This is a genomic window from Rhodococcus sp. IEGM 1366, assembly GCF_033142425.1.
Classification (GTDB): domain Bacteria; phylum Actinomycetota; class Actinomycetes; order Mycobacteriales; family Mycobacteriaceae; genus Rhodococcus_F; species Rhodococcus_F globerula.
In genome coordinates this window covers 178,059-201,336 of record NZ_JAWLRZ010000003.1, presented here as the reverse complement: position 1 = coordinate 201,336, position 23,278 = coordinate 178,059, and the positions used below count along the sequence as shown (strand labels likewise).

21 protein-coding genes and 1 tRNA gene are annotated in these 23,278 nt (G+C 61.8%); 15 read left to right on the top strand and 7 right to left on the bottom strand.

Annotated features, from left to right (window positions below):
• Positions 1–8: 8 nt before the first annotated feature.
• The 8 genes from R4P64_RS10690 (at position 9) to R4P64_RS10655 (ending at position 8,524) form a co-directional block, all read left to right on the top strand.
• Positions 9–1,190, top strand: a complete 1,182-nt coding sequence (locus tag R4P64_RS10690) for an MCE family protein (protein WP_033232292.1) — start codon at positions 9–11, stop codon at positions 1,188–1,190.
• Positions 1,190–2,209 (top strand): MCE family protein, encoded by a 1,020-nt coding sequence (locus R4P64_RS10685; protein ID WP_033232291.1) that lies wholly within the window; start codon positions 1,190–1,192, stop codon positions 2,207–2,209. Before R4P64_RS10690 ends, R4P64_RS10685 begins: the two co-directional genes overlap by 1 nt.
• Positions 2,206–3,264 (top strand): MCE family protein, encoded by a 1,059-nt coding sequence (locus R4P64_RS10680; protein ID WP_033232289.1) that lies wholly within the window; start codon positions 2,206–2,208, stop codon positions 3,262–3,264. Before R4P64_RS10685 ends, R4P64_RS10680 begins: the two co-directional genes overlap by 4 nt.
• The gene (locus R4P64_RS10675) at positions 3,261–4,562 is read left to right on the top strand and encodes an MCE family protein (protein ID WP_095888277.1); all 1,302 of its coding nucleotides are present in this window, start codon (positions 3,261–3,263) and stop codon (positions 4,560–4,562) included. Before R4P64_RS10680 ends, R4P64_RS10675 begins: the two co-directional genes overlap by 4 nt.
• Positions 4,562–5,803 carry an MCE family protein gene (locus R4P64_RS10670; protein WP_033232286.1) on the top strand — a complete coding sequence of 414 codons (1,242 nt, stop codon included), beginning with the start codon at positions 4,562–4,564 and terminating at the stop codon, positions 5,801–5,803. Before R4P64_RS10675 ends, R4P64_RS10670 begins: the two co-directional genes overlap by 1 nt.
• Positions 5,800–7,197 carry an MCE family protein gene (locus R4P64_RS10665; RefSeq protein WP_033232285.1) on the top strand — a complete coding sequence of 466 codons (1,398 nt, stop codon included), beginning with the start codon at positions 5,800–5,802 and terminating at the stop codon, positions 7,195–7,197. Before R4P64_RS10670 ends, R4P64_RS10665 begins: the two co-directional genes overlap by 4 nt.
• Positions 7,197–7,979 carry a hypothetical protein gene (locus R4P64_RS10660; RefSeq protein ID WP_116102276.1) on the top strand — a complete coding sequence of 261 codons (783 nt, stop codon included), beginning with the start codon at positions 7,197–7,199 and terminating at the stop codon, positions 7,977–7,979. Before R4P64_RS10665 ends, R4P64_RS10660 begins: the two co-directional genes overlap by 1 nt.
• A gap of 80 nt (positions 7,980–8,059) precedes the next feature.
• Complete coding sequence (locus tag R4P64_RS10655) at positions 8,060–8,524, top strand: twin-arginine translocation pathway signal (RefSeq protein WP_230590044.1); 465 nt, start codon at positions 8,060–8,062, stop codon at positions 8,522–8,524.
• A 72-nt stretch (positions 8,525–8,596) separates the two neighbouring features.
• Here R4P64_RS10655 and R4P64_RS10650 read toward each other — a convergent pair whose 3' ends face one another.
• Both R4P64_RS10650 and R4P64_RS10645 read right to left on the bottom strand, forming a co-directional pair.
• Complete coding sequence (locus tag R4P64_RS10650) at positions 8,597–10,072, bottom strand: trehalose-6-phosphate synthase (RefSeq protein WP_275586642.1); 1,476 nt, start codon at positions 10,070–10,072, stop codon at positions 8,597–8,599.
• Between the two features lie 116 nt (positions 10,073–10,188).
• Entirely contained in the window at positions 10,189–10,368 is a 180-nt protein-coding gene (locus tag R4P64_RS10645; RefSeq protein ID WP_371851322.1) for a hypothetical protein, read from the bottom strand.
• A 169-nt stretch (positions 10,369–10,537) separates the two neighbouring features.
• Here R4P64_RS10645 and R4P64_RS10640 point away from each other — a divergent pair, with 169 nt between their 5' ends.
• The 3 genes from R4P64_RS10640 (at position 10,538) to R4P64_RS10630 (ending at position 14,932) form a co-directional block, all read left to right on the top strand.
• Positions 10,538–12,289 carry an ABC transporter ATP-binding protein gene (locus R4P64_RS10640; protein ID WP_317820694.1) on the top strand — a complete coding sequence of 584 codons (1,752 nt, stop codon included), beginning with the start codon at positions 10,538–10,540 and terminating at the stop codon, positions 12,287–12,289.
• A complete protein-coding gene (locus R4P64_RS10635; protein ID WP_317820692.1) occupies positions 12,286–14,046 on the top strand; it encodes an ABC transporter ATP-binding protein in 1,761 nt (586 codons plus the stop codon). Before R4P64_RS10640 ends, R4P64_RS10635 begins: the two co-directional genes overlap by 4 nt.
• A gap of 82 nt (positions 14,047–14,128) precedes the next feature.
• Positions 14,129–14,932 carry an alpha/beta fold hydrolase gene (locus R4P64_RS10630; protein ID WP_045068722.1) on the top strand — a complete coding sequence of 268 codons (804 nt, stop codon included), beginning with the start codon at positions 14,129–14,131 and terminating at the stop codon, positions 14,930–14,932.
• Between the two features lie 5 nt (positions 14,933–14,937).
• Here the strand turns inward: R4P64_RS10630 and R4P64_RS10625 are convergent, their stop codons facing one another.
• The 3 genes from R4P64_RS10625 to R4P64_RS10615 form a co-directional block, all read right to left on the bottom strand.
• Positions 14,938–15,201 carry a metal-sensitive transcriptional regulator gene (locus tag R4P64_RS10625; RefSeq protein ID WP_033232278.1) on the bottom strand — a complete coding sequence of 88 codons (264 nt, stop codon included), beginning with the start codon at positions 15,199–15,201 and terminating at the stop codon, positions 14,938–14,940.
• Between the two features lie 112 nt (positions 15,202–15,313).
• A complete protein-coding gene (locus R4P64_RS10620) occupies positions 15,314–15,706 on the bottom strand; it encodes a DUF302 domain-containing protein (protein WP_095888281.1) in 393 nt (130 codons plus the stop codon).
• A gap of 77 nt (positions 15,707–15,783) precedes the next feature.
• On the bottom strand, positions 15,784–17,937 hold the full coding sequence (locus R4P64_RS10615) for an MMPL family transporter (RefSeq protein WP_233363974.1): 2,154 nt from the start codon (positions 17,935–17,937) through the stop codon (positions 15,784–15,786).
• Positions 17,938–18,128: 191 nt separating this feature from the next.
• On the opposite strand from R4P64_RS10615, the gene R4P64_RS10610 reads away from it, so the two are divergent.
• From R4P64_RS10610 to R4P64_RS10600, 3 genes are all read left to right on the top strand, one after another.
• Positions 18,129–18,713 (top strand): class I SAM-dependent methyltransferase, encoded by a 585-nt coding sequence (locus R4P64_RS10610; RefSeq protein WP_033232274.1) that lies wholly within the window; start codon positions 18,129–18,131, stop codon positions 18,711–18,713.
• A 178-nt stretch (positions 18,714–18,891) separates the two neighbouring features.
• On the top strand, positions 18,892–20,238 hold the full coding sequence (locus R4P64_RS10605) for a lysine N(6)-hydroxylase/L-ornithine N(5)-oxygenase family protein (RefSeq protein WP_233364192.1): 1,347 nt from the start codon (positions 18,892–18,894) through the stop codon (positions 20,236–20,238).
• Positions 20,235–20,480: an MbtH family protein gene (locus R4P64_RS10600; protein WP_033232272.1), complete on the top strand. Its 246-nt coding sequence runs from the start codon at positions 20,235–20,237 to the stop codon at positions 20,478–20,480. The genes R4P64_RS10605 and R4P64_RS10600 overlap by 4 nt, the downstream gene beginning before the upstream one ends.
• A 70-nt stretch (positions 20,481–20,550) precedes the next feature.
• Here the strand turns inward: R4P64_RS10600 and R4P64_RS10595 are convergent, their stop codons facing one another.
• Positions 20,551–21,978, bottom strand: coding sequence for a threonine/serine exporter ThrE family protein (locus tag R4P64_RS10595; protein ID WP_033232271.1), 1,428 nt, complete (start codon positions 21,976–21,978; stop codon positions 20,551–20,553).
• A gap of 138 nt (positions 21,979–22,116) precedes the next feature.
• On the opposite strand from R4P64_RS10595, the gene R4P64_RS10590 reads away from it, so the two are divergent.
• Positions 22,117–22,191: transfer RNA gene (locus R4P64_RS10590), tRNA-Thr, on the top strand.
• Between the two features lie 56 nt (positions 22,192–22,247).
• On the opposite strand, the gene R4P64_RS10585 is transcribed toward R4P64_RS10590, so the two are convergent.
• Positions 22,248–23,060 carry a GAF and ANTAR domain-containing protein gene (locus R4P64_RS10585; RefSeq protein ID WP_317820685.1) on the bottom strand — a complete coding sequence of 271 codons (813 nt, stop codon included), beginning with the start codon at positions 23,058–23,060 and terminating at the stop codon, positions 22,248–22,250.
• Positions 23,061–23,278: the final 218 nt, after the last annotated feature.

Below are 23,278 nucleotides of genomic sequence, written 5' to 3'. Positions count from 1 at the left end.
CGGAGAGAATGACAGTTCCCAGGTGGCACAAGAAACTTGCCGCGGCCGGTTTGATCCTCGGACTCGCGGCAATCGTGGCCGTCGCACTCACCATGTTTGCGGGCGGCTTCACCGAGAGCACCCCCATCACCGTGATGTCCGCTCGCGCCGGTCTTGTCATGGAACCGGACGCCAAGGTGAAATTGCGCGGCGTGCAGGTGGGCAGCGTCGAATCGATTTCCCTCGACGGAGATCAAGCGAGTCTGCAACTGGCGATGTATCCCGACCAGATGTCGAAGATTCCGTCCAACGCCGGCGTGGAGATCAAGTCCACCACCGTCTTCGGAGCCAAGTACGTCAACATCGTCATCCCGGACGATCCGTCGACACAGCCCATTCAAGAAGGTGCGGTCATTACCTCCGACAGCGTGACCGTCGAGTTCAACAGTGTGTTCGAACATCTTTCGGAGGTACTGGCCCAGGTCGAGCCGGAAAAGCTGAACGCAACACTCGGTGCTATTTCGACGGCACTCAACGGCCGCGGCGAAGCACTCGGCGAGGTTCTCGAATTGGGCGACACCTACTTGCAGAAGATGAATCCCACATTGCCGCAACTGCAAGAGGATCTGGCGAGCGCGGCCACGGTCACCAACCTGTACGCGGACGTGGCACCGGACCTACTGCGCATCCTCGACAACGCAACCACTACAAGTGGTTCCATCGTGGCCGAGCAGGCCAACCTGGATCTGCTGTTGCTCAACATCACCGGCCTCGCCAACACCGGTAACGCCTTGCTGACCGACAACGAGCAGGACCTCACCACGTCCCTGGACACCCTGACGGCAACCACGACGCTGCTCGAGGAATACTCACCCGGTCTGACGTGCTTCCTCGTCGGATTGAACGACGGGCGCATCAAATTCGAGCCGATGGCCGGCACCGGTGACAAAGCGGCGTTGATGCTCAGTGCGAGCTTCATGTGGGGTGCAAAGGCGTACACCAATCCGGAGTCCCTTCCCAAGGTTGCCGCATCGGGCGGCCCGAATTGTTACGGCTTCCCCACCTTCGATCCGAAGGTCGACGGTAAGGCCCCGTTTGCGGTCACCAACACCGGAAACGTGCCGTTCGTGCCCAACACGGAGTTCGAGGTGACGGTTCCGACGATCTTCCAGTTCCTCTTCGGGGACTCTTACGAACAGGACGGGGAGTGATGAGACCGACAACGGTAAAGCTCTTGATCTTCACACTCGTCATGTCGGTGATTTTTGCCGGACTGGCCATCGTGTTCAGTCAGGTGCGATTCAGCAGTAGCAACGGTTTTCACGCCACGTTCGCCGATGTTTCCGGTCTGAAGTCCGGCGACAAGGTGCGGATCGCCGGTGTTCCGGTCGGATCCGTGACGGGCGTGTCCATCGATGATTCCAACCAGGCTGAAGTCAGCTTCGACGTCGATACTCAGTACTCGTTGATGAAGAGCACCAAAGCGACGGTCCGCTACGAGAACCTGGTCGGCGATCGCTACATGGAGCTACTGGAAGGCACCGGTTCGACCGAATCTTTGTCGTCAGGCGGTTCGATTCCGGTTGATCAGACATCGCCCGCTCTGGACCTGGATCTGTTGCTCGGTGGTTTCAAGCCGCTCCTGCGCGCGCTGGATCCTCAGCAAGTCAACGATCTGTCAGGAGCGCTGCTTCATGTCCTGCAAGGCCAGGGCGGAACTCTGGTTTCTCTTCTGGGAAACACCAATTCGTTCACCAATACGCTCGCGGATCGCGACCAGTTGATCGGTGACGTGATCACCAATCTCAACGACGTTCTCGGGACGATCAACGACAAGGGCGATCAGTTCTCCACCACGATCGATCAACTCCAGCAGTTGGTGAGTGGTCTGGCGCAGGACAGCGGTCCGATCGCAAATTCGATCACCGAAATCGCGGGTGCAACAGGGGATCTTGCGGCGCTACTGGGAGCTACCCGTCCGGACATTCAGACGTTGATCGGTGAAACCAACCGCACGATGACACAACTCGATCTGGGCAAGGAAGACATCAACACCGCACTCGCGCGTCTGCCCTCGGACTACCAGAAGCTGATCCGCGTCGGAACCTACGGTTCGTTCTTCCAGTTCTATCTGTGCGCCAACACCTTCAAATTCTCCGGCCCGGACGGAACCACGATCGTCCTGCCCACGGCAGTACAGACCACGGGAAGGTGCGCGAAGACACAATGAGTCCTGCCCGTGAACGAAATCCCGTACAGATCGGCGTCGTCGGTCTGGTCCTGGCTGTCGCGACGGTCGGTGCCACACTGCAATACGATCAGCTCCAGTTCCTGTCCGGCGGTATCCGGCACTCCGCTTACTTCGCCGACGCAGGCGGTTTGGTTGCCGGTGACAACGTGACGCTGGCCGGCGTCAACGTCGGCAAGGTCAGCGAGGTCGAACTCGACGATCAAAGCGTGCTGGTCACCTTCACCGTCCAGGACGGCATTGCACTCGGAGAACAGACGTCAGCCGACATCAAGACGAATACCGTGCTTGGCCGCAAGTCGCTGGCCGTTCGGTCCGAGGGGCCGGGGCTGTTGCGCACCGGTACGCCGATCCCCTTGGAACGCACCAACTCTCCGTACTCACTCAACGAAGCACTCGGGGATCTCGGTACCACCGCGGCGGAACTCGACACAGAACAGATCAACGATTCTCTCAACGCGATCTCGGATACGCTTGCCGACACCCCGCCGGAGTTGCGGGGAGCCCTCGACGGCATGACTCGGCTCTCGCAGAGCATCAACGCGCGAGACGAAAGTTTGCTCCAATTGCTCTCGCGCGCTGAGGACGTCACCAAGATTCTCGCGGATCGCAGCGGGCAGATCGACTCTCTGCTGGTGGACGGAAACAAGCTGTTCGGTGAGCTGAGCTTGCGCCGTGACGCGATCAGTGAGCTGATCGTCAACACCTCAGCGGTATCACGTCAGCTCTCGGGGTTGGTTGTGGAGAACGAGGCCCAGATGGGTCCCACCCTCGAGAAGCTGAATTCTGTTGCCGAGGTTCTTCAGAACAACAAGGACAACATCTCCGGCGCGCTCGACGGCCTCGGCCCGTACATCACGGCACTCGGCGAGACCGTGGCAAGCGGACCGTTCTTCGACGCCTTCATCATCAACATTCTTCCCAGTAACTGGTGGAAGACCCTGGTGGACAGCAGCGTTGATCCCGAACAAATTCCGTCGGATCTCGAGGACTTCTTTCCCGGGATTCCGCCGACGATCAGGGGGCCAGGAGAATGACCGACACAACAGCCTCCACCGGCTCGCGTAATAAGTGGGTACTGATCGGCGCTGCGGCGCTGGTCGTGCTACTCGTCGCGGCCGCGGCTTACCTTCTGATTCCGGGACTGGGCAAGACCAAGATCTCCGCCCACTTCGTGTCCACGACGGGACTGTACGAAGGCGACGTCGTCCGCGTACTCGGCGTCAACGTCGGCAAGGTCACGAAGATCGAGCCTCGAGATCAGGACACCTACGTCGAGATGGCTGTCGACCGCGGCGTCGACGTACCAGCGGACGCTCAGGCTCTCATCGTCGCGCAGAGCCTCGTTTCTGCGCGGTTCGTTCAGCTGACCCCGGTGTATTCCGGTGGTGACCAGATGCCAGACGGTGGCGTTATTCCGATCGAACGCACCGCGGTCCCGGTCGAGTGGGACGAGATCAAAACGGAACTTGCCAAACTCTCCGAGGCACTAGGCCCGGAAGGTATCGACGACGAAGGTTCATTGGGACGCTTCATCAATACGCTCGGCGACAACCTCGAGGGCAACGGAGAATCCATTCGGATGACGTTGCGCGAGTTGTCCGCCACCATGCACACACTGTCTGAAGGCCGGACGGATCTCTTCTCCACCATCCGTAACCTGCAGGCGTTTGTCACCGCGCTGTCCTCGAGCAACGAGCAGATCGTGCAATTCAGCGGACATCTCGCTTCGGTCAGCAGTGTTCTCGCAAGCAGCTCCGACGAATTGGGCACGGCCCTCAGCGATCTTGACCTCGCGGTGGGTGACGTCCAGCGGTTTGTCAACGACAATCAGGCAGCTCTGAGCGAATCGGTGGCGCGGTTGGCCGACGCGACCCAGGTCCTGACCGACAAGCGCCCCGAGATCGAACAGGTGCTCCACTCGGGCCCGACATCGCTGGCCAACTTCTACCAGATCTACAAGCCGGCGCAGGGCAGCATGACCGGTGCAATTGCACTGAGTAACTTCAAGAATCCGATTCAGTGGATCTGCGGATCCATTCAAGCCATCGATACCGGTCCAGCTGAGAGAAGTGCCGACCTGTGTAAGGAGTATCTCGGCCCGGTGCTCAGCACGCTCATCATGAATTACCCGGGATTCCTCTTCAACCCGGTCTCCGGAGTCCAGGCCTTCCCGGACCAGATCGTGTACACGGAGCCCGGTTTGGAAGCGGCGGCAAGTCCGGGTCAGGCCGCGTCGGCCCCGCAGGCGGCAGCAGATCCGTTGAACGGCGTGCCGATGCCGTCCGTGCCCAAGGACCTCACCGAACTCTTCAACATGGGGGGAGGCAACTGATGCGCGCCAGAGGTAAAGCAGTAGTGGTGACGTTAGCCGTCGGCGTTGCTCTCGGCGCCAGTGGTTGTGAATGGAACGGGCTGAACTCCGTGCCGATGCCCGGCACCCAGGGCCGAGGCGAGGGGTCGTACGAGGTTCAGATCGAGATGCCCAATGTCACAACCCTGTCGCAGAATTCACCCGTCCGGGTGGACGACGTGGCCGTGGGGAGCGTCTCCAATATCGAGGTCCAGGGCTGGCATGCTCTGGTGACGGTGTCGCTCAACCCCGAGGTCGAGTTGCCCGCCAACGCGACCGCGAAGATCGGGCAGACCAGTTTGCTCGGATCGCAGCACATCGAACTGGCTCCGCCGGTCGAGGAGGCGCCGGAGGGGCGTCTCGAGGCCGGCGACGTCATTCCCCTCGAACGAGCGGGTGCCTACCCGACCACCGAGCAGACGCTGTCTTCGTTGTCCGTCGTACTGAACGGTGGCGGACTAGCACAGGTGCAGGACATCACCACGGAATTGAACGCGGCACTCATCGGGCGAGAGGATGCTGTTCGCGACTTGCTCCCGCAACTCGATCAGCTCGTCGGAAGCCTCGACAAGCAACGCGGAGACATCATTTCGGCGATGGAAGGTATCGACCGGCTGTCGTACACCGTCGAGGCGCAACGTGACACTCTGAACAAGGCGCTCGACGGAATCCCCCCGGCACTGGACATCCTGGTGGCACAACGTCAGGACATCACCAACGCGTTGACGTCCCTCGGCGGCCTGAGTGAGGTGGCCAGTCGCGTCATCAACGAAAGCGGCGAGGATTTTGCCACCAATGTTCGGTCGCTGTCGCCAACTCTGAAAGCACTTGCCGATTCCGGTAATGCGCTGACGCAGGTGCTCGGGGTTCTGCTCACGTTCCCGTTCCCGCAAAACGGAATCGACAACGTCATTCGAGGCGATTACGCCAACCTGGCCATGACCATCGACTTGACGCTGCCGCGACTCGACGCGAACTTCCTCACCGGTACACCGCTGGCAGGTTCCCTAGGGGGCCCGGAAGGTGTTCTCGGCACGCAAGCGGGGCTGGGCGGGCAGGCAGGCAACCCGTTGAGTGATCCACTCAGGCCGGCCGCAGCTCCGGCTCCCGCAGCTCCGGCTCCGGCAGCAGAGGCTCCCGCGGCGGACCCGAACACCATCACGATCCCGGGACTTCCGCCGATCACCATTCCAGGACTTCCTCAGGGGGCACCAGCACCATGATGCTCACAAAGTTCGTCCGCATCCAGCTTGTCATCTTCGCGGTATTGACCGTTATCGGTCTGGTCGTGATGGCAACACAATACGTACGTGTTCCAGCGATGATCGGGATCGGACGCTACGCCGTCACCGTCGAATTACCGTCCACCGGTGGGTTGTACAAGAACTCCAATGTGACGTACCGCGGCCAGAGCGTCGGCGTCGTGAAGGCCGTCGAGTTGTCGCAAACCGGTGTGAACGCCCAGTTGTCCATGGACAGCGGAGTCGAGATTCCGGCTGACGTCGACGCCGTGGTCAAAAGCGTGTCCGCGATCGGCGAGCAGTTTGTCGATCTGATCCCGCACACCGACTCCTCCGGTGCCATCGTCGTATCCGGTCATCTGGAGAACGGCTCCGTCATACCGGTTGACCGCAGTTCCGTGCCCCAGGATGTCGGCGCGTTACTCGATCAGGCAGATCTGTTGCTGCAGAGCATCTCCGACACAAAACTCAAGACCGTCATCGACGAATCCTTCAAGGCGTTCAACGGTGCGGGACCGGATCTGCAGAAGCTGATCGACTCGGCTCGCCTGTTCGTCGAAGAAGCGAACAACAACTCCGACGCCACCAAGACGCTGATCGAGCAGGCCGGACCGCTGCTCGACACCCAGATTGTCAGCAGCGACGCCATCCGTTCGTGGACAAGCGATCTGGTGACCTTCACGGATCAGCTGCGAGCCAGTGACCCGGATCTGCGGGCGATTATCCAGAAGGGCCCGGCAGCGGCGTCCGAGGCCAATGCACTTCTCCAGGATCTTCAGCCCACGTTGCCGATCCTTTTGGCGAACCTGGTGTCCGTCGGTGAGGTCGGGGTGTTGTACAACAACGCAATCGAGCAGATCCTTGTGATCTACCCACCGCTGTCGGCAGCGCTCGTTACGGTCGCCGGCTCCGGAAACCCCGCGGATGGCGCCTTGGTCGACTTCCACCTCGAAGTCAACGATCCGCCGCCGTGCACCACAGGATTCCTCCCCGCCGAGGAGTGGCGCAGTCCCGCAGACGAATCACCGATCGCAACTCCGTCGGATCTGTTCTGCCGCATAGCCCAGGACTCGCCGATCGCCGTGCGCGGTGCACGCAACCTGCCGTGCGCGGAATTCCCGGGGCGCCGCGCCGCGACAGTGGAACAGTGCCGGACCGGTTACGAGCCCCTGGGCACCAATCCGCAGACCGGGCCGCCGCAACCGATCACCGCGACCCCCAGTTCCTATGCGTCGGAACCTGGCGTCACCGCACGTCGGTACGATCCGACTACAGGCACGTACATAGGACCCGACGGGAGGACGTACTCGCAGCCGAAACTCGGTGCCGGCGGAGACATCAGTCTCGAAGAGTTCATGAAGGGTCAGCAAGGTTGATGAACGAAGAAGAACCCAAGCAGCGGGTGCGCCGTCGCGCGTCCCGGAGCGCCGGACCGACCGGCGCCGATACAGACGCAGCGTCGACGGTAGTTTCCAGTGAAACGGCAGTGCCCAGTGAAACGGCAGTGCCCAGTGAAAAGCCAGTGCCCAGTGAGAAACCGGTTGAACAACCTGTCGCACTGACCAAAACCGAAGCGAGTGTCAGTGCACCGAAGTCGCAGGCTGAAGAGCCGAAGGCGCCTGCGGCGGTGTCACCGGATTCCGAACCTTCGGTTCCGGCAACAACGCCACCGAAGTCCCGGAAGTTGGTCGGCGGGATAGTCCTGGCATCCATTGTCGCGCTGGTGTTTGCGGTGGTGTCTGTACTGCTCTTGGTGGATCGCAGCAAGGCCTCCAGCGCTGAGGAAGAACGGTCTGCATATATCGCCGGTGCGCGGACCACAGCGCTCAACCTGACGACTCTGCATTCGGAAACTGCGGGCGCAGACCTCGACAAGTTCTTGGCCGGCACCACCGAGGAATTTCAATCGCAACTCGACGGACGTAAGGACTCGTTTGTCGACGTTCTCGGACAGGTAGGCGTCCAGACGGACGGCGAGATCCTCGAAGCCGGGTTGGAAAAGATCGACGGCGATTGTGGAACCTCGCTCGTCGCGGTGCGTGCAATGCAGAAAAACGCGGAGCAACCCGAGCCCGAGGAACGCAACTATCGCCTGCGAATCACCATGTGCGATACCGACGGGCAGCTCCTTGCCTCGAATGTGGAGTTTGTGCCATGACCCCGGAGACGACAGACCCAGCAACTACAGCTACAGGCACGACGTCCGCGCGCGTGTCACCATTAACCATCGTCTTGTGCGTGATCAGCGCGCTGGCGATTGCACTGGCAGGCTTGTCGGCGTATCTGTACTTCGGTCCGGACGGAACTCGGGATCTCGCGGCCACGGACAACACCAGAGAAGAAGTGGTGCAAGTGTCCTCGGACCAGGCAGTCGCGATGTTCCAGTACGACCACAACAATGTCGATCAGCAATTGCACTCGGCAACAGAAGGATTGACCGGTGATTTCCAGAATCAGTTCACCGAGTTGATCGAGTCGGTCATCATTCCCGGCGCGCAGGAGAAGGCGCTGACCGTCCAGGTTGTCGTACAGGGCGCGGCAGTTCTCGATGCCGCACCGGATACCGCCACCACGATGCTCTTCCTCAATCAGATTACGACGTCGAAGGATTCGCCGGAGGCAGTCGCCAGTGGCAGCCGCGTCAAGATGGGGCTGGAGAAGCAGGATGGTCGCTGGTTGGTGAATAGCGTTCAGCCGTTCTGATCGACACATGCTCGACATGAAACAACCCGGCCGAGGGAGTCCCCTCGGCCGGGTTGTTTCATGCCGGCGTACTCAGTTGTTGTCGTCGATTTCGTGGTTCTCGTCCGGTGCGATCAGTGCCGGCCCCGCAGCGCCGCCGTGCGCGAGAGCGTCGAGGAACGAGTGAGCCCAACGGTCCACGTCATGAGTGAGTACCTGACGGCGCAGGGCGCGCATGTGGCGTCGTCCGTCTTCCTTCGGCTGGTTCAGTGCTTCCACCATGGAGTCCTTGACGTCGTCGAGGTCATGGGGGTTGCACAGGAATGCCTGACGCAATTCTGCTGCCGCACCGGTGAATTCGCTGAGCAGTAGAGCGCCGCCCAGATCGCTGCGGCACGCTACGTATTCCTTGGCAACCAGGTTCATGCCGTCGCGAAGCGGGGTGACCAACATGAGGTCGGCGGCAACAAAAAACGCAATGAGTTCGTCACGGTCGACCGGTCGGTGGATGTAGTGGACAACAGGGCGGCCGACTTCACTGAACTCGCCGTTGATGCGCGAGACCATCTGCTCGATGTCACCGCGCATCTGGACGTAGCTTTCGACGCGCTCGCGGCTTGGAGTTGCCAACTGGATCATGACGGTATCGGCTGGATCTATCCGTCCGTCGATGAGTAGTTCGTGCAGTGCGTTCAACCGAACGTCGATGCCCTTGGTGTAATCGAGGCGGTCGACGCCGAGCATGATCTTCTTGGGGTTGCCGATTTCTTTGCGAATCTGCTTGGCGCGGTCGCGAATTGCCTTGGAGCGTGATCGCTCGTCGAGCTTGCCGGAGTCGATGGAGATGGGGAACGCGCCGACGCGGACGGTGCGGAAACCCACCTGCACAACACCAAGTTTGGAGCGCACGCCGACGTTGCCGCGTGAAGTTTGTTGTCCCGCAAGACGCCTGGCGAGGAAGAGGAAGTTCTGTGCGCCGCCGGGAAGGTGGAAACCGATGAGGTCGGCGCCGAGGAGGCCTTCGATGATCTCGGTTCGCCACGGCATCTGCATGAACAGTTCGACCGGCGGGAACGGAATGTGCAGGAAGAACCCGATGGTGAGGTCGGGGCGCAGCATCCGCAGCATCTTCGGTACGAGTTGAAGTTGGTAGTCCTGGATCCAGACCGTCGCGCCGTGCGCCGCAGCCTTGGCGGTGGCTTCGGCGAAGCGGCGGTTGATCTCGACGTACGCGTTCCACCATTCGCGGTGGTACTCGGGCTTGACGATGACGTCGTGATAGAGCGGCCAGAGCGTCGCGTTGGAGAAGCCTTCGTAGTACTCGTTGATCTCGGTGGCGCTGAGCGGTACCGGGTACAGCTCCAGTCCGTCTTCGACAATGGGGTCCATGTCGGCGTCGGCAACACCGGCCCAGCCGACCCACGCACCTTGCTTGCTACGCAAGATCGGTTCGAGAGCGGTGACCAAACCACCGGGACTGCGCTTCCATCTTGTGGAACCGTCTGGCAACCGCTCCAGGTCGACGGGCAGGCGGTTCGCTACTACGACGAACTCGGCCTGCCCGGACACGGTCTTCTCTGCGGAGAGAGCAACTGCGTCGTCAGAGGGGATTGAGCTGGCCGATTCCGGACTGACAGACACGTGGTTCCTTCTCGTTAGGTATAGGTGAGAGACTCGATCGAGATTCAGTCGAGCTTGCTGACGGGGCTGATTCCGAGCATCGAGAGCAGCATCCTGCACTCGTCGGCGTCTTCCGCGTACGCAGCGACAACGCGCTGTGCCATACGGGCGGTTTCCTCGGCTACAGTCTCGATTTCCTCGTCCGGGATCTCGACTTCGGCTTCGACGGTCGTCTTCTCAGACATCATGTTCCTCTCGTGCTTGCCTGCACGGCGCAAGCAATGGTTCCGCAAGCAATGGTTCTACAGCGACTCTATGAGAACTGGGCACGTCAACGCTAGTTGCTCATGCATTAGGGTCGACTTACTTCTGTGTCTACCGGACATTCTCGTCCCTATCAATGCTTGGAGTTCCATGAGCACGACCCAGGTGAGTGAAGCCGTCGATTCGGGTGAATCAGGCGCAGGTAAAAGCAGTGGGGCTGCGATTTTGCGTCGAGTTCTCGTGCGTAATCGGGGACCGCTGGCCATCGGCACCGTTCTGGTGTGCCTGCATCAACTCGCCGAAACCGCGGTGCCGATTTCGATCGGTGTCATCATCGATCGGGCAATCGAGACTTCGGACACCACCACGCTCGTCGTATCGATCTGTGCGCTCGGTGCATTGTTTCTCGTGCTCACCGCAGCCTGGCGGTTCGGTGCTCGGTTCATCGTGACGGCGATGCAGCAGGAGGCACACAGATTGCGCCTCGAAGTGGCACACCGCGTTCTCGACCCGCGAGGTGTACACACGAACCTGCGATCCGGCGAATTGCTCACGGTATCGACGTCCGACGCGGAACAGGCGTCCTGGATAGCCGACATCGTGCCGCGGGCAGCAGCGGCACTGACCGCCGCGGTGGCGTCGGCTGTCGCGTTGCTGTGGATCGACGTCACGCTGGGGCTGGCGGTGTTGATCGGCACCCCGGTCATTCTCGGTTTACTGCAACTGTCGGCGCCGCTGATCACGTCCCGCGCGACGGGGAAGCAGGCGTCGATCGCCCGGGCATCGGCAATGGCAACGGACTTGGTGAGTGGACTGCGGCCGCTCCGGGGTATCGGCGCGGAGAAGTCGGCGTCCGATCGCTATCGCGGTGCAAGCCGCGAAGCCCTTGCATCTGCGGTGCACACGGCAAAGGCCACTGCGGTCTACACCGGTGTGTCGGCGACGGTCAGCGCTTTGCTTGCTGTGGGGATCGCCGGTTGTGCCGGCTACTTCGCATTGCAGGGCCGAATCTCGGTGGGGGAGTTGATCACCGTGGTCGGCCTGGCGCAGTTCTTTCTCGAACCGCTCGGCCTGCTTGCTTCTCTCCCCGGATATTTTGCGGTTGCTCGCGCGTCGTCCGATCGGTTGGCGTTGGTGCTCGACGCCGATCCGATCCTGACCTCGGGCTCGGTGACCGAGACACCGGGCTACGATCTGACCCTCGAAGGGCTGCAATTCCGTTCACTCGGCGGCGTCGATCTGCACTGCGACGCCGGCGAATTGTTGGGGGTCGTGGCGTACCAACCGCAGGACGCCGAGGCGCTGGCCACGGTGCTGTCCGGGCAACCGGGCGCACACGAGTACCGAGGTTCTGTGCGGATCGGCGGAATTTCGCTGCAGGACATGGACTTGGCACTGGCCAGGCGCACCGTGCTGGTGGAACCGCACCTGACCGATCTGTTCGGGGGTTCGCTTGGCTCCAATCTCGCAGCGGGCGCAGGCGATGCGCAGTCCTCGGATCTGGGGGAGGTGCTGGCCGCCTCGGCTGCCGCCGATGTCGTCGACTCCCATCCCCATGGACTCGACCTCGAGGTCACCGACCGCGGAGCCAGCCTGTCCGGCGGTCAACGGCAACGGGTCGCGCTGGCACGCGCGTTGCTCACGAAGGCGCCCGTGCTGGTGCTGCATGATCCGACAACCGCGGTGGACGCGGTAACGGAAGCGTCGATTGCGGCAGGCATCGCGGAATTGCGCCACAGCGGAACAGCGCTGCACACCACGATCCTGATCACGAGCAGCCCGGCGTTGCTGGCGGCAACGGATCGTGTGGTCGTTCTGGATGGGGGAGTAGTAGTGGCACAGGGGACGCATGCCGAACTCGCTCACCACGACACCGACTATCGAGGGGCGGTTCTGCGATGACCGGGAAAGAGACACGCGAACTGCTGCCGATCGCGGGCGGGCGCGAAACCTGGCAGTGGTTGAGGTCGGAGTTGGCGCAGCGGAAGCTGCAGAGTTTTCTTGTTGTGGCGGTGTCGGCCGCAGCGGCCGCGATGGCGTTGGTACCGATCTACGTGTTCGGTGTCCTGGTCGATCGGGTTCGTGAGGGTGCCCCCACGTCGACGATTCTGACAGTGGTGGCGATCATCGCGTCGGCGGCCGTCGTTGGCGGTGTTTTCACGGGATACGCGTCGTATCTGGTCAAGAGGCTGGGTGAGAACATCCTCGCGGATCTACGCGAGCGCACCGTCGACCGGGCACTGCGGTTGCCTGTGCCGACGCTGGAGAAGGTCGGCAAGGGTGATCTGCTTTCTCGCGTCGGCGATGACGTTGCCGTGATCGCCAAGGCAGTCTCCGAGGTGATTCCGAACCTGATCGGAGCCGTTCTGCTGGTCGCGCTCAGCATGGTGACCATGCTCGGTCTGGACTGGCGTCTGGGACTGGCCGGTCTGGTGGCGCTCCCGATGTACGCGATGGCGCTGAAGTGGTACCTGCCACGATCGGCGCCGATCTATGCGGCCGAGCGCGTGGCGATGGGTGCACGTTCGCAGGCATTGATCAGTAGCGTGCAAGGTGTTCGGACGGTGCGGGCCTACAGCCTGGAGAAGGAGCACCTCGGACGAATCGACGACGCGTCGGCGAAGGCCCGCGATCTTGCGGTGGGAGTGTTCGGCCTGTTCACCAGGTTCGCCGGGCGCGGGAACCGGGCCGAGTTCGTGGGCCTGTCCATGATCCTTGTTGTCGGGTTCCTGCTGGTGCGCGACGACATCGTGACGGTCGGCCAGACCACAACGGCAGCATTGCTGTTCCACCGCCTGTTCAATCCGATCGGTTCGCTTCTCTACACCTTCGACGAAGTGCAGTCGGCGGGCGCGAGCCTCGCACGCCTTGTGGGTGTCGTGGATATCCCGGAACCCGACCTCGCCGACATCGACGTGGCCGAACCTCACGATCGCTCACTGACATTGCGGGACATCAGGCACAGCTACGACGGCCGCGAGGTTCTCCACGGCGTCAGTCTCACTCTGGCCGCGGGGGAGCGGGTGGCGCTGGTCGGCTCGACCGGCGCCGGGAAGTCGACGGTGGCGGCGATCGCCGCCGGATCGTGGGCACCGACGTCGGGAAGCGTGCTGATCGGTGGTGTTGCGTTGGCCGGCGTCGCTGACCTACGACGCCACATCGGCATTGTCAGTCAGGAAGTGCACGTATTTGCCGGCCCGCTGATCGAGGACCTGCGTCTCGCAGCACCCGAGGCGTCCGAGGAGGACGTGATGTCGGCGCTGAAGACCGTCGGGGCGTCTGCGTGGGTGGCGGCCTTGAGTGACGGTCTTGCAACCGTTGTCGGCGAAGGTGGCCACGAGATGACGGCGTCGCAGGCACAACAGTTGGCGTTGGCGCGGTTGGTTTTGGCAGACCCGGCTGTTGCGGTGCTGGACGAGGCGACGGCGGAGGCCGGAAGTGCTGGTGCCCGCGAATTGGAGGCAGCTGCTGATGCGGCAACGGCCGGGCGGACCACTCTTGTTGTCGCTCACCGGCTTACGCAAGCGGCGGCAGCGGACCGGGTGATCGTGCTCGAGCATGGACGGATCGTGGAGGAGGGGCCGCACCTCGGGTTGGTGGCTGCGGGCGGGCGGTACGCGCACCTGTGGACAGCATGGGAAGGTCGCGAGACGCGATAGTGTTGCCGCAAGCGGGGGAGCTTCGGTCAACCCGAAATCAGGCTGAGAAATGCAGCGGCAGAACACGAGGAGGAAGGCAGCTATGACGGTCGCCACTATCAACGGAATCCCGATCAATTACCAGGTCAAAGGTGATGGGGATCTGGTGGTGCTCATCATGGGTACTGGAAGTCCTGGGCGGGTGTGGGATCTTCACCAGACCCCCGCACTCGTTGCGGCGGGGTACCGCGTCTGCACCTTCGACAACCGTGGAATCGCGCCGTCCGGTGAGAGTGTCAGCGGTATCACGATGCCGGACATGGTTGCCGACACCGCAGGATTGATCGAGCATCTCGGTGGCGGCCCTGCGTACGTGATCGGAACGTCGATGGGTGCCCGAGTGGCTCAGGAACTCACGTTGGCCCGTCCGGACCTGGTCCGCAAGGCAGTGTTCCTCGCCGGCCATGCTCGGATGGATCACTTCCAGCAGACGCTGTCCGAGGGGGAGCGCGAGTTGGTCGACAGCGGCGTCGAGTTGCCCGCAAAGTATCGCGCTGCAGTAACAGCAGTGATGAACCTGTCGCCCACTACCTTGGCTGACGAGCGCTCAGCCCGGGACTGGCTGGACATCTTCGAATTCTCCGGTGGCACAACAGCACCCGGCGTTCGAGCTCAGCTGAACATGGATCGCTCGTTCGATCGCCGTAGTGAGTACCGGGCGATCATGCGTCCCTGCCTGTCGGTAGCCTTCGCCGATGACCGGATGATTCCGCCCTTCCTTTCCCGCGAGGTTGCAGACTGCATCGCTACCGCGACGTACGAAGAGATCCCGGACACCGGTCACTACGGTTACCTCGAGCGACCGGATGCCGTGAACAAGGTGCTGATCGACTTCCTGGCCGGATAAACCGCTCAGGCCAGTGCGAGGAACAGTTTCTCGAGTTCGGCTTCGGTAAGAGGGTCCTTGCCTTCGGCGCCGGTCATGCATTCACGCAGGCCGGAGGCAACGATCTTGAAGCCTGCCCGGTCGAGTGCCTTCGAGACCGCGGCCAATTGGGTGACTACGTCCTTGCAGTCACGGCCGCTCTCGATCATCGTGATCACTCCGGCGAGTTGGCCGTGAGCGCGGCGCAGTCTGTTCAATACGAGCGCAATGCTCTCTTCGTCGCCGGTCATCGTGGCCCTTTCTCGAATGTTCGTACTCGGACGAGAGTACCCCGGGGGGCATGGCGGCTGATCGTGAAGGATTTTGCTCGCGCAGCGAGCAGAATCCTTCACGATCGAAGCCTCAGAGCGCGCTGATGGCGGCGCGTAGTTTGGTGGCCGCCTCGGTCGCGACCGCCTCGAGTCCGCTTTCGTCGGAAACCTGCACCATCACATCCGGATTCATGGCCTCGACATAAAACGAATCTTCGGCCGACGTGTCTTCGCGAACCACGACATTGCACGGCAGCAGTAGACCGATTTGACGATCGACCCCAACGGCGCGGTGCGCGAGCTGCGGATTGCAGGCACCCAGGATCAGGTACTTCTCCATGTCTTCACCGAGTTTGGCCTTGAGGGTTGCTTGCATGTCGATTTCGGTGAGGATGCCGAAGCCTTGATCCGAGAGGGCTCCGCGAGTGCGGGCCACGACGTCGTCGAATGTTCCGCTGACCTTGGTGCCAAGAGCGATATCCATGGGAGTTCTCCTTCTGTCGTCTTCCTTTCAGTATACCCCTAGGGGTATCTGGTTAACAGTGATGTCGGGTACATGATCTAGCCGTGCGAGAAGCTGATCTTCGGCAGAACCCGGCGCAGCCACGTGGGTGACCACCACGCCGCCTTGCCGGTCAGGCGCAGCGCAACCGGAAGAAGAACCAGGCGGACGAGGACGGCGTCGAGTACGACCGCGACGCCGAGGATGATTCCCATCTCCTTCGGCGGCAAGGGGTCTGCCAACGCGAAGGTGAAGAATACGGCCACCATCACGGCAGCCGCTGCTGCGATCACTCGGCCGGAGTGTGCCAGTCCGTCGATATGCGCGATCTTGGGATCGCCGGTTCGCTCGTAGTGTTCCTTGGCGCTCGAGAGGAGGAAGACGGTGTAGTCCATCGCAATCGCAAAGATCATCGCGAAGAAGAACACCGGACCCCATCCGTTCAAGAAGCCCTGAGGTTCGAAGCCGAGCAGGCCGGATCCGTGGCCGTCCTGAAATATCAGCTTCGCGACACCGAATGCCGCGCCGGTGGACAGCAGACTCACCAGCGTGCCGATGACGGCGATGAGGGGTGCTTGCAGCGCTATCAGCAGTAGGGCGAATCCGAGTGTCAGAATCACGGCAATCACGATCGGCAGGTAGTCGTTCAATGCTTGCTGAAGATCGAGATTCTCGGCTGGGGCGCCCCCGACACGCGCGGATTCGGGTAGTCGCTCTCGCAGGTCGGCGAGGATGCTCTCCATTGCGGGATCTGACGGGTCGACGCTTGGAACCGCCTGCAGCATAACCAGATCGGAACCATCTTCCGAGGGTTGTGCCGGAGTGAGCATCGCTATGCCGTCGATGGATTCGGCAACGCGTGCTGTCCCTTCTGCATCCTCGGCGGTCGTGACAATTTGCAGCATTCCGGGAGCGCCGTCACCGAACTGCTGCTGTACCAATTCGTATCCCTGGCGGACCGGAGCGTCCTCGGGAACCACCGCGATGGACGGCATGGCCACTTTCAGTCCGAAGACGGGGATGATGAGCGCAATCAGAATTAGTAGTGCACCGATGCCGAACGGCCAGGGATGCCGGTGCAGCAGTGACGCCCACGACGCGAACAGTGGGGAACGGTGCTGCTGGCGCCGCGCGTACGGGAGTGAGCCGGCGTTGACCTTTGCGCCGATTGTGCCGAGCACTGCAGGGAGCAGGGTCAGTGTTGCAGCGAGAACGAAGATCACGGCGAGCATGATTCCCACCGCCATCGTTCGTACTGCGGGTGCGGGAACGATCAGAACCGCCGTGAGGCTGACGAGGACTGTCAGGCCGGAGAGAACAACGGCTTTGCCTGCGGTGTCCATTGTTTCGGCAACAGCGGCTCGGGGGTCGGGGTTCTTTCGTAGCGCGTCGCGGAATCTGGCCACCAGGAACAGGGCGTAGTCGATGCCGAGTGCAAGGGCAAACATCATCGCGAAGTTCATGGCCCACACCGAGATCGGCGTGATCTCGTTGAGAATCACCAGTCCGCCGGCCGACGCGACGAGACCCGCGAGGGTCAAAAGCAGTGGCAATCCGGCTGCGACCAGGGAACCGAAAGCCAGCACCATGATCGCGAGAGTGACTGGCCACGACATCATTTCGGCCTTGATCATGGCTTCGTGATTGGCCTTGTTGAAATCGCTCCACAACGCCGACGCGCCGGTCGGGTACACCTCGATCTCGTTGGTCGAGAGGTCGGAGAGTTTTCCTCCGAGTTGGTCGATGGCGCTCACCATGTCGTCTGTACTTGCGTTGGCGCCGGCAATCAGGATGCCGGTGTGTCCGTCGGGGCTGATCGTCATGCCGGGTTGTGGTGCGACAACGTCACCGAATCGACTGTCTCCGGCGAACAGTGCCGTTGCGCGGGCGAGGGTGTCCTGCAACTCCGGATCGCTGATCTGCTGCGAATCCGAATGCACGACAACCTGGACTGCGGCCGAGGAATTTCCGCCGAAATGCTGCTCTGCCAACTCCCGGACCTGTACCGATTCCGACCCGTTCGCTTGCCAACCTGCGCCGGCCAATGACGTGAAGACACTTGGTGCTGCGGCGCCAAGTGCCACGAGGGCGATCAACCAGATGCCGATAACCCAGCGGGTATGCGTGGCCATGGTGCGTCCGAGTCGGGCGAGTGCTCCGTCGCGTGCGCCCTGGTCGGGTGGCGCCGAATCGGCGCTTGTTGCGGTCGTCATTCCAACTCCTGATACGGGTGGGGGTATTTGCGAATTGCTTTCATTTATACCCCTGGGGGTATCTTGTTGTCACATCTCGGACCATGAGAAGTGCGGTACTGATGTCGGCTTAGGCTGTCGGCGGAGAGCGGCTGAGGCGTCGATTTCGGCCGGAAGATGAAGACACTCGTTCGGAAAGTGAGGAGACGCGCATGGATGCATCGGATTGGGACGAGCGGTACAGAGCAGTGACGCAGCCGTGGGGGATCGACCCGGCCGGAACGGTGGCTACGCGTGTGGCCGACCTGGACCCGGGAACTGCCGTCGACCTGGCGTGTGGCGACGGGCGTCATGCCCGCTGGCTGGCGGAGCACGGTTGGTCGGTGACCGGTGTCGACTACTCGTCGGTGGCGATCGACCGTGCGCGGTCGGCGGACGTGGACAGTGCCGTCAAATGGGAGGTTGGTGATGCGACGTCATGGACAACGGAAAGTGACGTTGACCTGGTTCTGGTGAGCTTTCTGCATCTTCCGCTCGCTGAACTTGTCGACACTTTGCGACGCGTCGCCGGGTGGGTCGCGCCGGGTGGGCGAGTGATGTACCTCGGGCATTCGATCGAGAACTACCACCGAGGGGTCGGCGGTCCGCCTGAGCCGGACATCCTGCCGGGCATTTCCGATCTAGCGCGAGCTGCCGAAGGCTTCCGCGTCTATGCGCTCGAACATGTGGTGCGTGCCCAAGATGACGGCTTTGCGATAGATATTCTGCTCGAGTTCGGTCCGTGGGACCGGCGCTGAACAGGCGATTCGTACCCTGGCCGACAAACTATGACGTGCGTCGCATTGTGGCCGGGCGCCAAGCGCTATGCGATGGGTCGCCATGTTGATACCCTCACCTAATTAAGGATAGCCTTTGCTTCTGACTTGGGATCGATGATCGGCCGCCTGGTCGTGATGTCGGGGATGGACAACCTGTATGAGTGAATCACCGAGTGACTTCAGTGCTGCATCTCTCACTGTCGATATTGTCGGAATCGGGTTCGGCCCCGCCAACCTCGCCTTGGCAATCGCAATCGAGGAACACAACGCAAACTGTGCAGCAGTTGATCGTGTCACCGCACGATTCTTCGAGAAGCAGGACGAGTTCGCCTGGCACCCGGGAATGCTCCTCGACGGAGCCACTATGCAAATTGCCTTCCCCAAGGATTTGGTGACGTTCCGCAATCCCCAGAGCGGATACAGCTTCTTCTCCTACCTTCACGAGCACGGGCGCCTCGTCGATTTTGTTAATCACCAGACTTTCTTCCCGACGCGTCACGAGTTCAACGATTACCTGTGCTGGGCCGCTCGTCGGGTTGATGCAGACGTGAGTTTCGGAACCGCGGTCGAAGCAGTCGACGGAAATCGAAACGGCGACGGCATTGTCGACCGTTTCGACGTTCGGCTAGACGATGGGACCGTGGTCACCGCGCGAAACGTCGTGGTCGCTGCTGGTCTGGTGGAGCGGATTCCCGAGTGGGCGCAACTGTCCTCCCGCTGTTTCCACAACCATCAGTTCCTGTTCCATCTCGACGCGATGCCGGCACCGACACACAACCGGTTTGTTGTCCTCGGCGCAGGCCAGAGCGCCGCGGAGATCGTCGACTATCTGCATTCCCACTACCCGAACGCAGAAGTGCACAGTGTCTTTTCTCGCTACGGATACAGCCCCGCCGACGACAGCCCGTATGCCAACCGCATCTTCGATCCGGAAGCCGTCGACGCTCTGCACGGTGCAAGTGCCGCCGAGCGTGAGCGGATTCTGGCGCTGCACCGCAGTACCAATTACTCGGTTGTCGACATCGAATTGATCAACAGCCTCTATGCCACCGAGTATCAGGAAATGGTCCGCGGTCCGCGCCGGTTGTTCATGCGCAAGGCGTCGGAGATCACGAGTGCCACCGAATCCGAATCCGGCATCGAACTGACCGTTCGTAGCAGTCTCGACGGACTCACCGAGACGCTCGAGTGCGACGCACTGGTCCTCGCTACCGGCTTCACCGCCGCCCCGTTGGATACGTTGTTGGGCGAACTCGTGTCTGATTCGTCCGTTCCGCGTACCGTAAGTCGGGACTATCGTATGGCTGTAACGGATGACGTGACGGGCGGTATCTACCTGCAGGGTGGTACGGAACGGACACACGGACTGACGTCGTCGCTGTTGTCGAACGTCGCGGTACGTGCAGGCGAGATTCTGGCGTCCGTTCTGAGCAACCAGAAGACGACCGGTGCGCTTGCTAGTCTGAGCGCACAAGAAACGTACGTAACAAGTGAGGCGAGATGAGCACTAATCCTTTCGATGACGAAGACGGACGCTTCTACGTGCTGGTGAACGACGAGGACCAGCATTCGCTGTGGCCCACGTTCTCCGAGGTCCCTGCGGGCTGGCGTGTGGTGTTCGGCGAAGAGAGCCGGGCAGCGTGCCTCGAGTACGTGGAGAAGAACTGGACCGACATGCGTCCCAAGAGCCTGCGCGAGGCGATGGAAGCAGACCAGGCTGCAGCAGGACGCAGCTCGGAGAGCTGATCCGTTCCTGGAACACGCGACAAAAGCTGGGCACCGACATAGGTGCCCAGCTTTTCGCGTTTGGTTAGGTCTACCTGCTGGCTGCCGGTGTGCGGCGTTTCCGCTTTCGGACCATGGGACGACGCAGTGAGTCCACACGCATGAGAATCCGGGGGCGTCGTAGCGTCCGGGCCACCCACTCGCCGAGTGTGACGCCCGCGGCCAATGCGCAACCGATACCGAAGGCCGACAACAGGGCAGTCAACCCGACCAGCACCTGATCGTTGAGCAACGAATAGAGCCCCTTGTACAGCGAGAGACCGGGAAGCAGTGGCGTAATGCCTGCGACGGCCACGACAAGCGGCGGAGTCAGTGCCCGGCGTGCCATCAAACCGCCGGCGAGGCCGACGACCGTCGCTGCGATTGCAGCCGCGATGACTGGCCCGACGTCGAGTGTCTGCACATAGATCGAGACACCACTGCCCGCCGCGCCGCCGAGGAAGGCGGCTGTCAACGCTCGCCTTTCCGCATAACAGGCAAGTGCGTAGAACACCGACGCGAATGCGCCGGAGAGCATCAGCACCGGAAGCTGGGTGATCGGGGAGGCTTCGACGTTGATCGGCGGCAACGTCGAGCCCAACATTCCGGTGACGCGCAGCGAGATCGCGACGCCGGCGATGATGCCGCCCGTCATCATCACGACTTCGAAGAAACGTGCCACTGCGGTGATGGGCGCGCCCATGATGGCGTCCTGCACCGAGCCGACCAACGACAGCCCCGAGAGCAGAACCACCACCCCGGCCGCGATGATCAGCGACGGTCTGATGCTGATCCCCAACTGTTCCTGAAAGGTGTACAGGGTCGCGGCCGGGGCAGCGGCGATCAGGCCGCCCATCACCTGCTGGAAGAAGAACGGCAATCCGAAACGGTTGAGAACCCGGTTAACTCGGTCGATCACCATCGTCGTCAAGAATGACACCGTGGCAACCAGGAGTCCGCCGCCGAGGAGCACGGACACCGACGCGGCCATCGCAGACCACGCCAGAGTTGCGGTCCAGCGACTGTACGGATGGGGCGCGGTTGTGATCGTCGTCAGTGCCTCGTGGGCCTGATTCGGGGTGATGGCCTCGCGTCTGATGCGACGCGTCAGACGGTCCACCGCAGCGAGGCGGGTGAAGTCCATCGAGCGGTAGTGGACGATACGCATCGTGCTGGCCGGCGGGCGGGTCGGTCCTCGATACGCGGACAGAACGATCGAGTTGTACGTGACATCGACATCGCACTGAGCCAAACCGTAGGTCGCTGCGATGAACTGAACCTGTTCGGCGGTGTCCATCGCCGCCGTTCCCGATGCGAGGAGCACCTCGCCGACCCGAACTGCCAGGTCGAGGACTTCGGCCACCACTGCGTCGTCGGTCAGGTCGATCGGTTGTAGAGGCGCGGGTGCCGACGTGACCGTGTCCAGCGTGGCCTGGCGGTGGCCGGTCAAACGGTCGAGGGCCTCGGCGAGTTTCGACATCAAGGGCGGCGCGTCGGTGGTCGACTCTGCGGGGTGCTCATGGGGCCCACGGTATCTAATGTGACCCGCGCGCGGCCACCGTGACGGCTTGGATATGATGGCTCCGCAAAGATCGTTCGCGGCGACGCGTGCGACTTCGCCTCCTTAGCTCAGTGGTAGAGCACTCGCCTTGTAAGCGAAAGGTCGTCGGTTCAATCCCGACAGGAGGCTCCAATGCAGAGGGCGTCCACCCGGCAATCAGCCGAGGGGCGCCCTTTTTGCTGGTGGACCTAGTTGGCGGACGGCCTGGTGTCGTGGGTATCCGCGTTGGCCTGGCTCGGATTGATCGCAGCGGCGATGTGTTGTTGCGCGACTACACGAAGTTTGATGTTGCTCGTCTGGGATTCTTGGATGAGGAGCGAGAACGCGTCGTCGGCGGTGACGTGTCGGGTGCCCATGATGATGCCTTTTGCCTGCTCGATCACGCCTCGGGATTCGAGGGCGAGTTCGAGGTCCCTCGTGCGTGCTCGGGCAAGCTCGAGTCGATGCGAACTGCGCAACGCGAAGTACGCCGTGAGGGCAAAGAGTTCGATGATTGCAGCGTCGGCATCGGTGAATCCGTACTGGTCGCGGCTGTACAGATTCAGTGTCCCGAGGGGCTGCCCCCGTCCGGGGAGTGGTGCGGAGAGGAAGCTCGACACTCCGGCACGCCGCGCCTCACCGGCAAATTGCGGCCAGCGACGGTTGGCTTCGCTGGAGTGTGCGTGCACGACACATGAGGCGTGGGCGGATTCCACGGCGGGCCCGACTCCGAGCTGAAATTGCAGCTCGTCGACCGAGTGGACGAGATCGTCGGTCGCGGCGACGGTGCGATGGGTGGAGTCGGACTCGGCGACGGTGATGCCGGCGTGGTGGGCGCTGTCGATAATGTCCACGGCATGGTTGCAGATTTGCTCGAGGAAGTGCCCGTCATCTGTGTGCTGATCGGGTTGCGCATAGAGTGAGCGCAGGGCGTCGGTAGTTGCCCTCAATCGGGCTGGAAGTACGAAAGTGCCTGCACTGTAACCGGTTCCATGGCAAATATCGGCGTGTGGCGGCGTCATAACTTGCACACCCTTCTTCCAGGCCCGCAAATTCGGGTGATTTGTCCCATTCTCGCACCTGGATACCTGGTCTGCAGTCTGTTTAGTCGCGGAACGAGTGGATTGCCGTCGGATTCGTTACCTTTGTCACGAATCAGACATCGAGCATATTTGCTGGTGACGTTTGGCGACGCGCAGAAATGGGTATGCGTCAGTTCGCTCTAAATCTGTTGTGCTGC

What these genes read in the sequence shown, in the direction of transcription:
- R4P64_RS10610 (WP_033232274.1), top strand. Translation starts at nt 18,129, where the DNA reads ATGGATGCATCGGATTGGGACGAGCGGTACAGAGCAGTGACGCAGCCG.
- R4P64_RS10585 (WP_317820685.1), bottom strand. Translation starts at nt 23,060, where the DNA reads ATGACGCCGCCACACGCCGATATTTGCCATGGAACCGGTTACAGTGCA.
- R4P64_RS10675 (WP_095888277.1), top strand. Translation starts at nt 3,261, where the DNA reads ATGACCGACACAACAGCCTCCACCGGCTCGCGTAATAAGTGGGTACTG.
- R4P64_RS10615 (WP_233363974.1), bottom strand. Translation starts at nt 17,937, where the DNA reads ATGACGACCGCAACAAGCGCCGATTCGGCGCCACCCGACCAGGGCGCA.
- R4P64_RS10595 (WP_033232271.1), bottom strand. Translation starts at nt 21,978, where the DNA reads ATGTCGAAACTCGCCGAGGCCCTCGACCGTTTGACCGGCCACCGCCAG.
- R4P64_RS10680 (WP_033232289.1), top strand. Translation starts at nt 2,206, where the DNA reads ATGAGTCCTGCCCGTGAACGAAATCCCGTACAGATCGGCGTCGTCGGT.
- R4P64_RS10630 (WP_045068722.1), top strand. Translation starts at nt 14,129, where the DNA reads ATGACGGTCGCCACTATCAACGGAATCCCGATCAATTACCAGGTCAAA.
- R4P64_RS10645 (WP_371851322.1), bottom strand. Translation starts at nt 10,368, where the DNA reads ATGTCTGAGAAGACGACCGTCGAAGCCGAAGTCGAGATCCCGGACGAG.
- R4P64_RS10665 (WP_033232285.1), top strand. Translation starts at nt 5,800, where the DNA reads ATGATGCTCACAAAGTTCGTCCGCATCCAGCTTGTCATCTTCGCGGTA.
- R4P64_RS10640 (WP_317820694.1), top strand. Translation starts at nt 10,538, where the DNA reads ATGAGCACGACCCAGGTGAGTGAAGCCGTCGATTCGGGTGAATCAGGC.
- R4P64_RS10605 (WP_233364192.1), top strand. Translation starts at nt 18,892, where the DNA reads ATGAGTGAATCACCGAGTGACTTCAGTGCTGCATCTCTCACTGTCGAT.
- R4P64_RS10690 (WP_033232292.1), top strand. Translation starts at nt 9, where the DNA reads ATGACAGTTCCCAGGTGGCACAAGAAACTTGCCGCGGCCGGTTTGATC.
- R4P64_RS10670 (WP_033232286.1), top strand. Translation starts at nt 4,562, where the DNA reads ATGCGCGCCAGAGGTAAAGCAGTAGTGGTGACGTTAGCCGTCGGCGTT.
- R4P64_RS10620 (WP_095888281.1), bottom strand. Translation starts at nt 15,706, where the DNA reads ATGGATATCGCTCTTGGCACCAAGGTCAGCGGAACATTCGACGACGTC.
- R4P64_RS10625 (WP_033232278.1), bottom strand. Translation starts at nt 15,201, where the DNA reads ATGACCGGCGACGAAGAGAGCATTGCGCTCGTATTGAACAGACTGCGC.
- R4P64_RS10660 (WP_116102276.1), top strand. Translation starts at nt 7,197, where the DNA reads ATGAACGAAGAAGAACCCAAGCAGCGGGTGCGCCGTCGCGCGTCCCGG.
- R4P64_RS10685 (WP_033232291.1), top strand. Translation starts at nt 1,190, where the DNA reads ATGAGACCGACAACGGTAAAGCTCTTGATCTTCACACTCGTCATGTCG.
- R4P64_RS10635 (WP_317820692.1), top strand. Translation starts at nt 12,286, where the DNA reads ATGACCGGGAAAGAGACACGCGAACTGCTGCCGATCGCGGGCGGGCGC.
- R4P64_RS10600 (WP_033232272.1), top strand. Translation starts at nt 20,235, where the DNA reads ATGAGCACTAATCCTTTCGATGACGAAGACGGACGCTTCTACGTGCTG.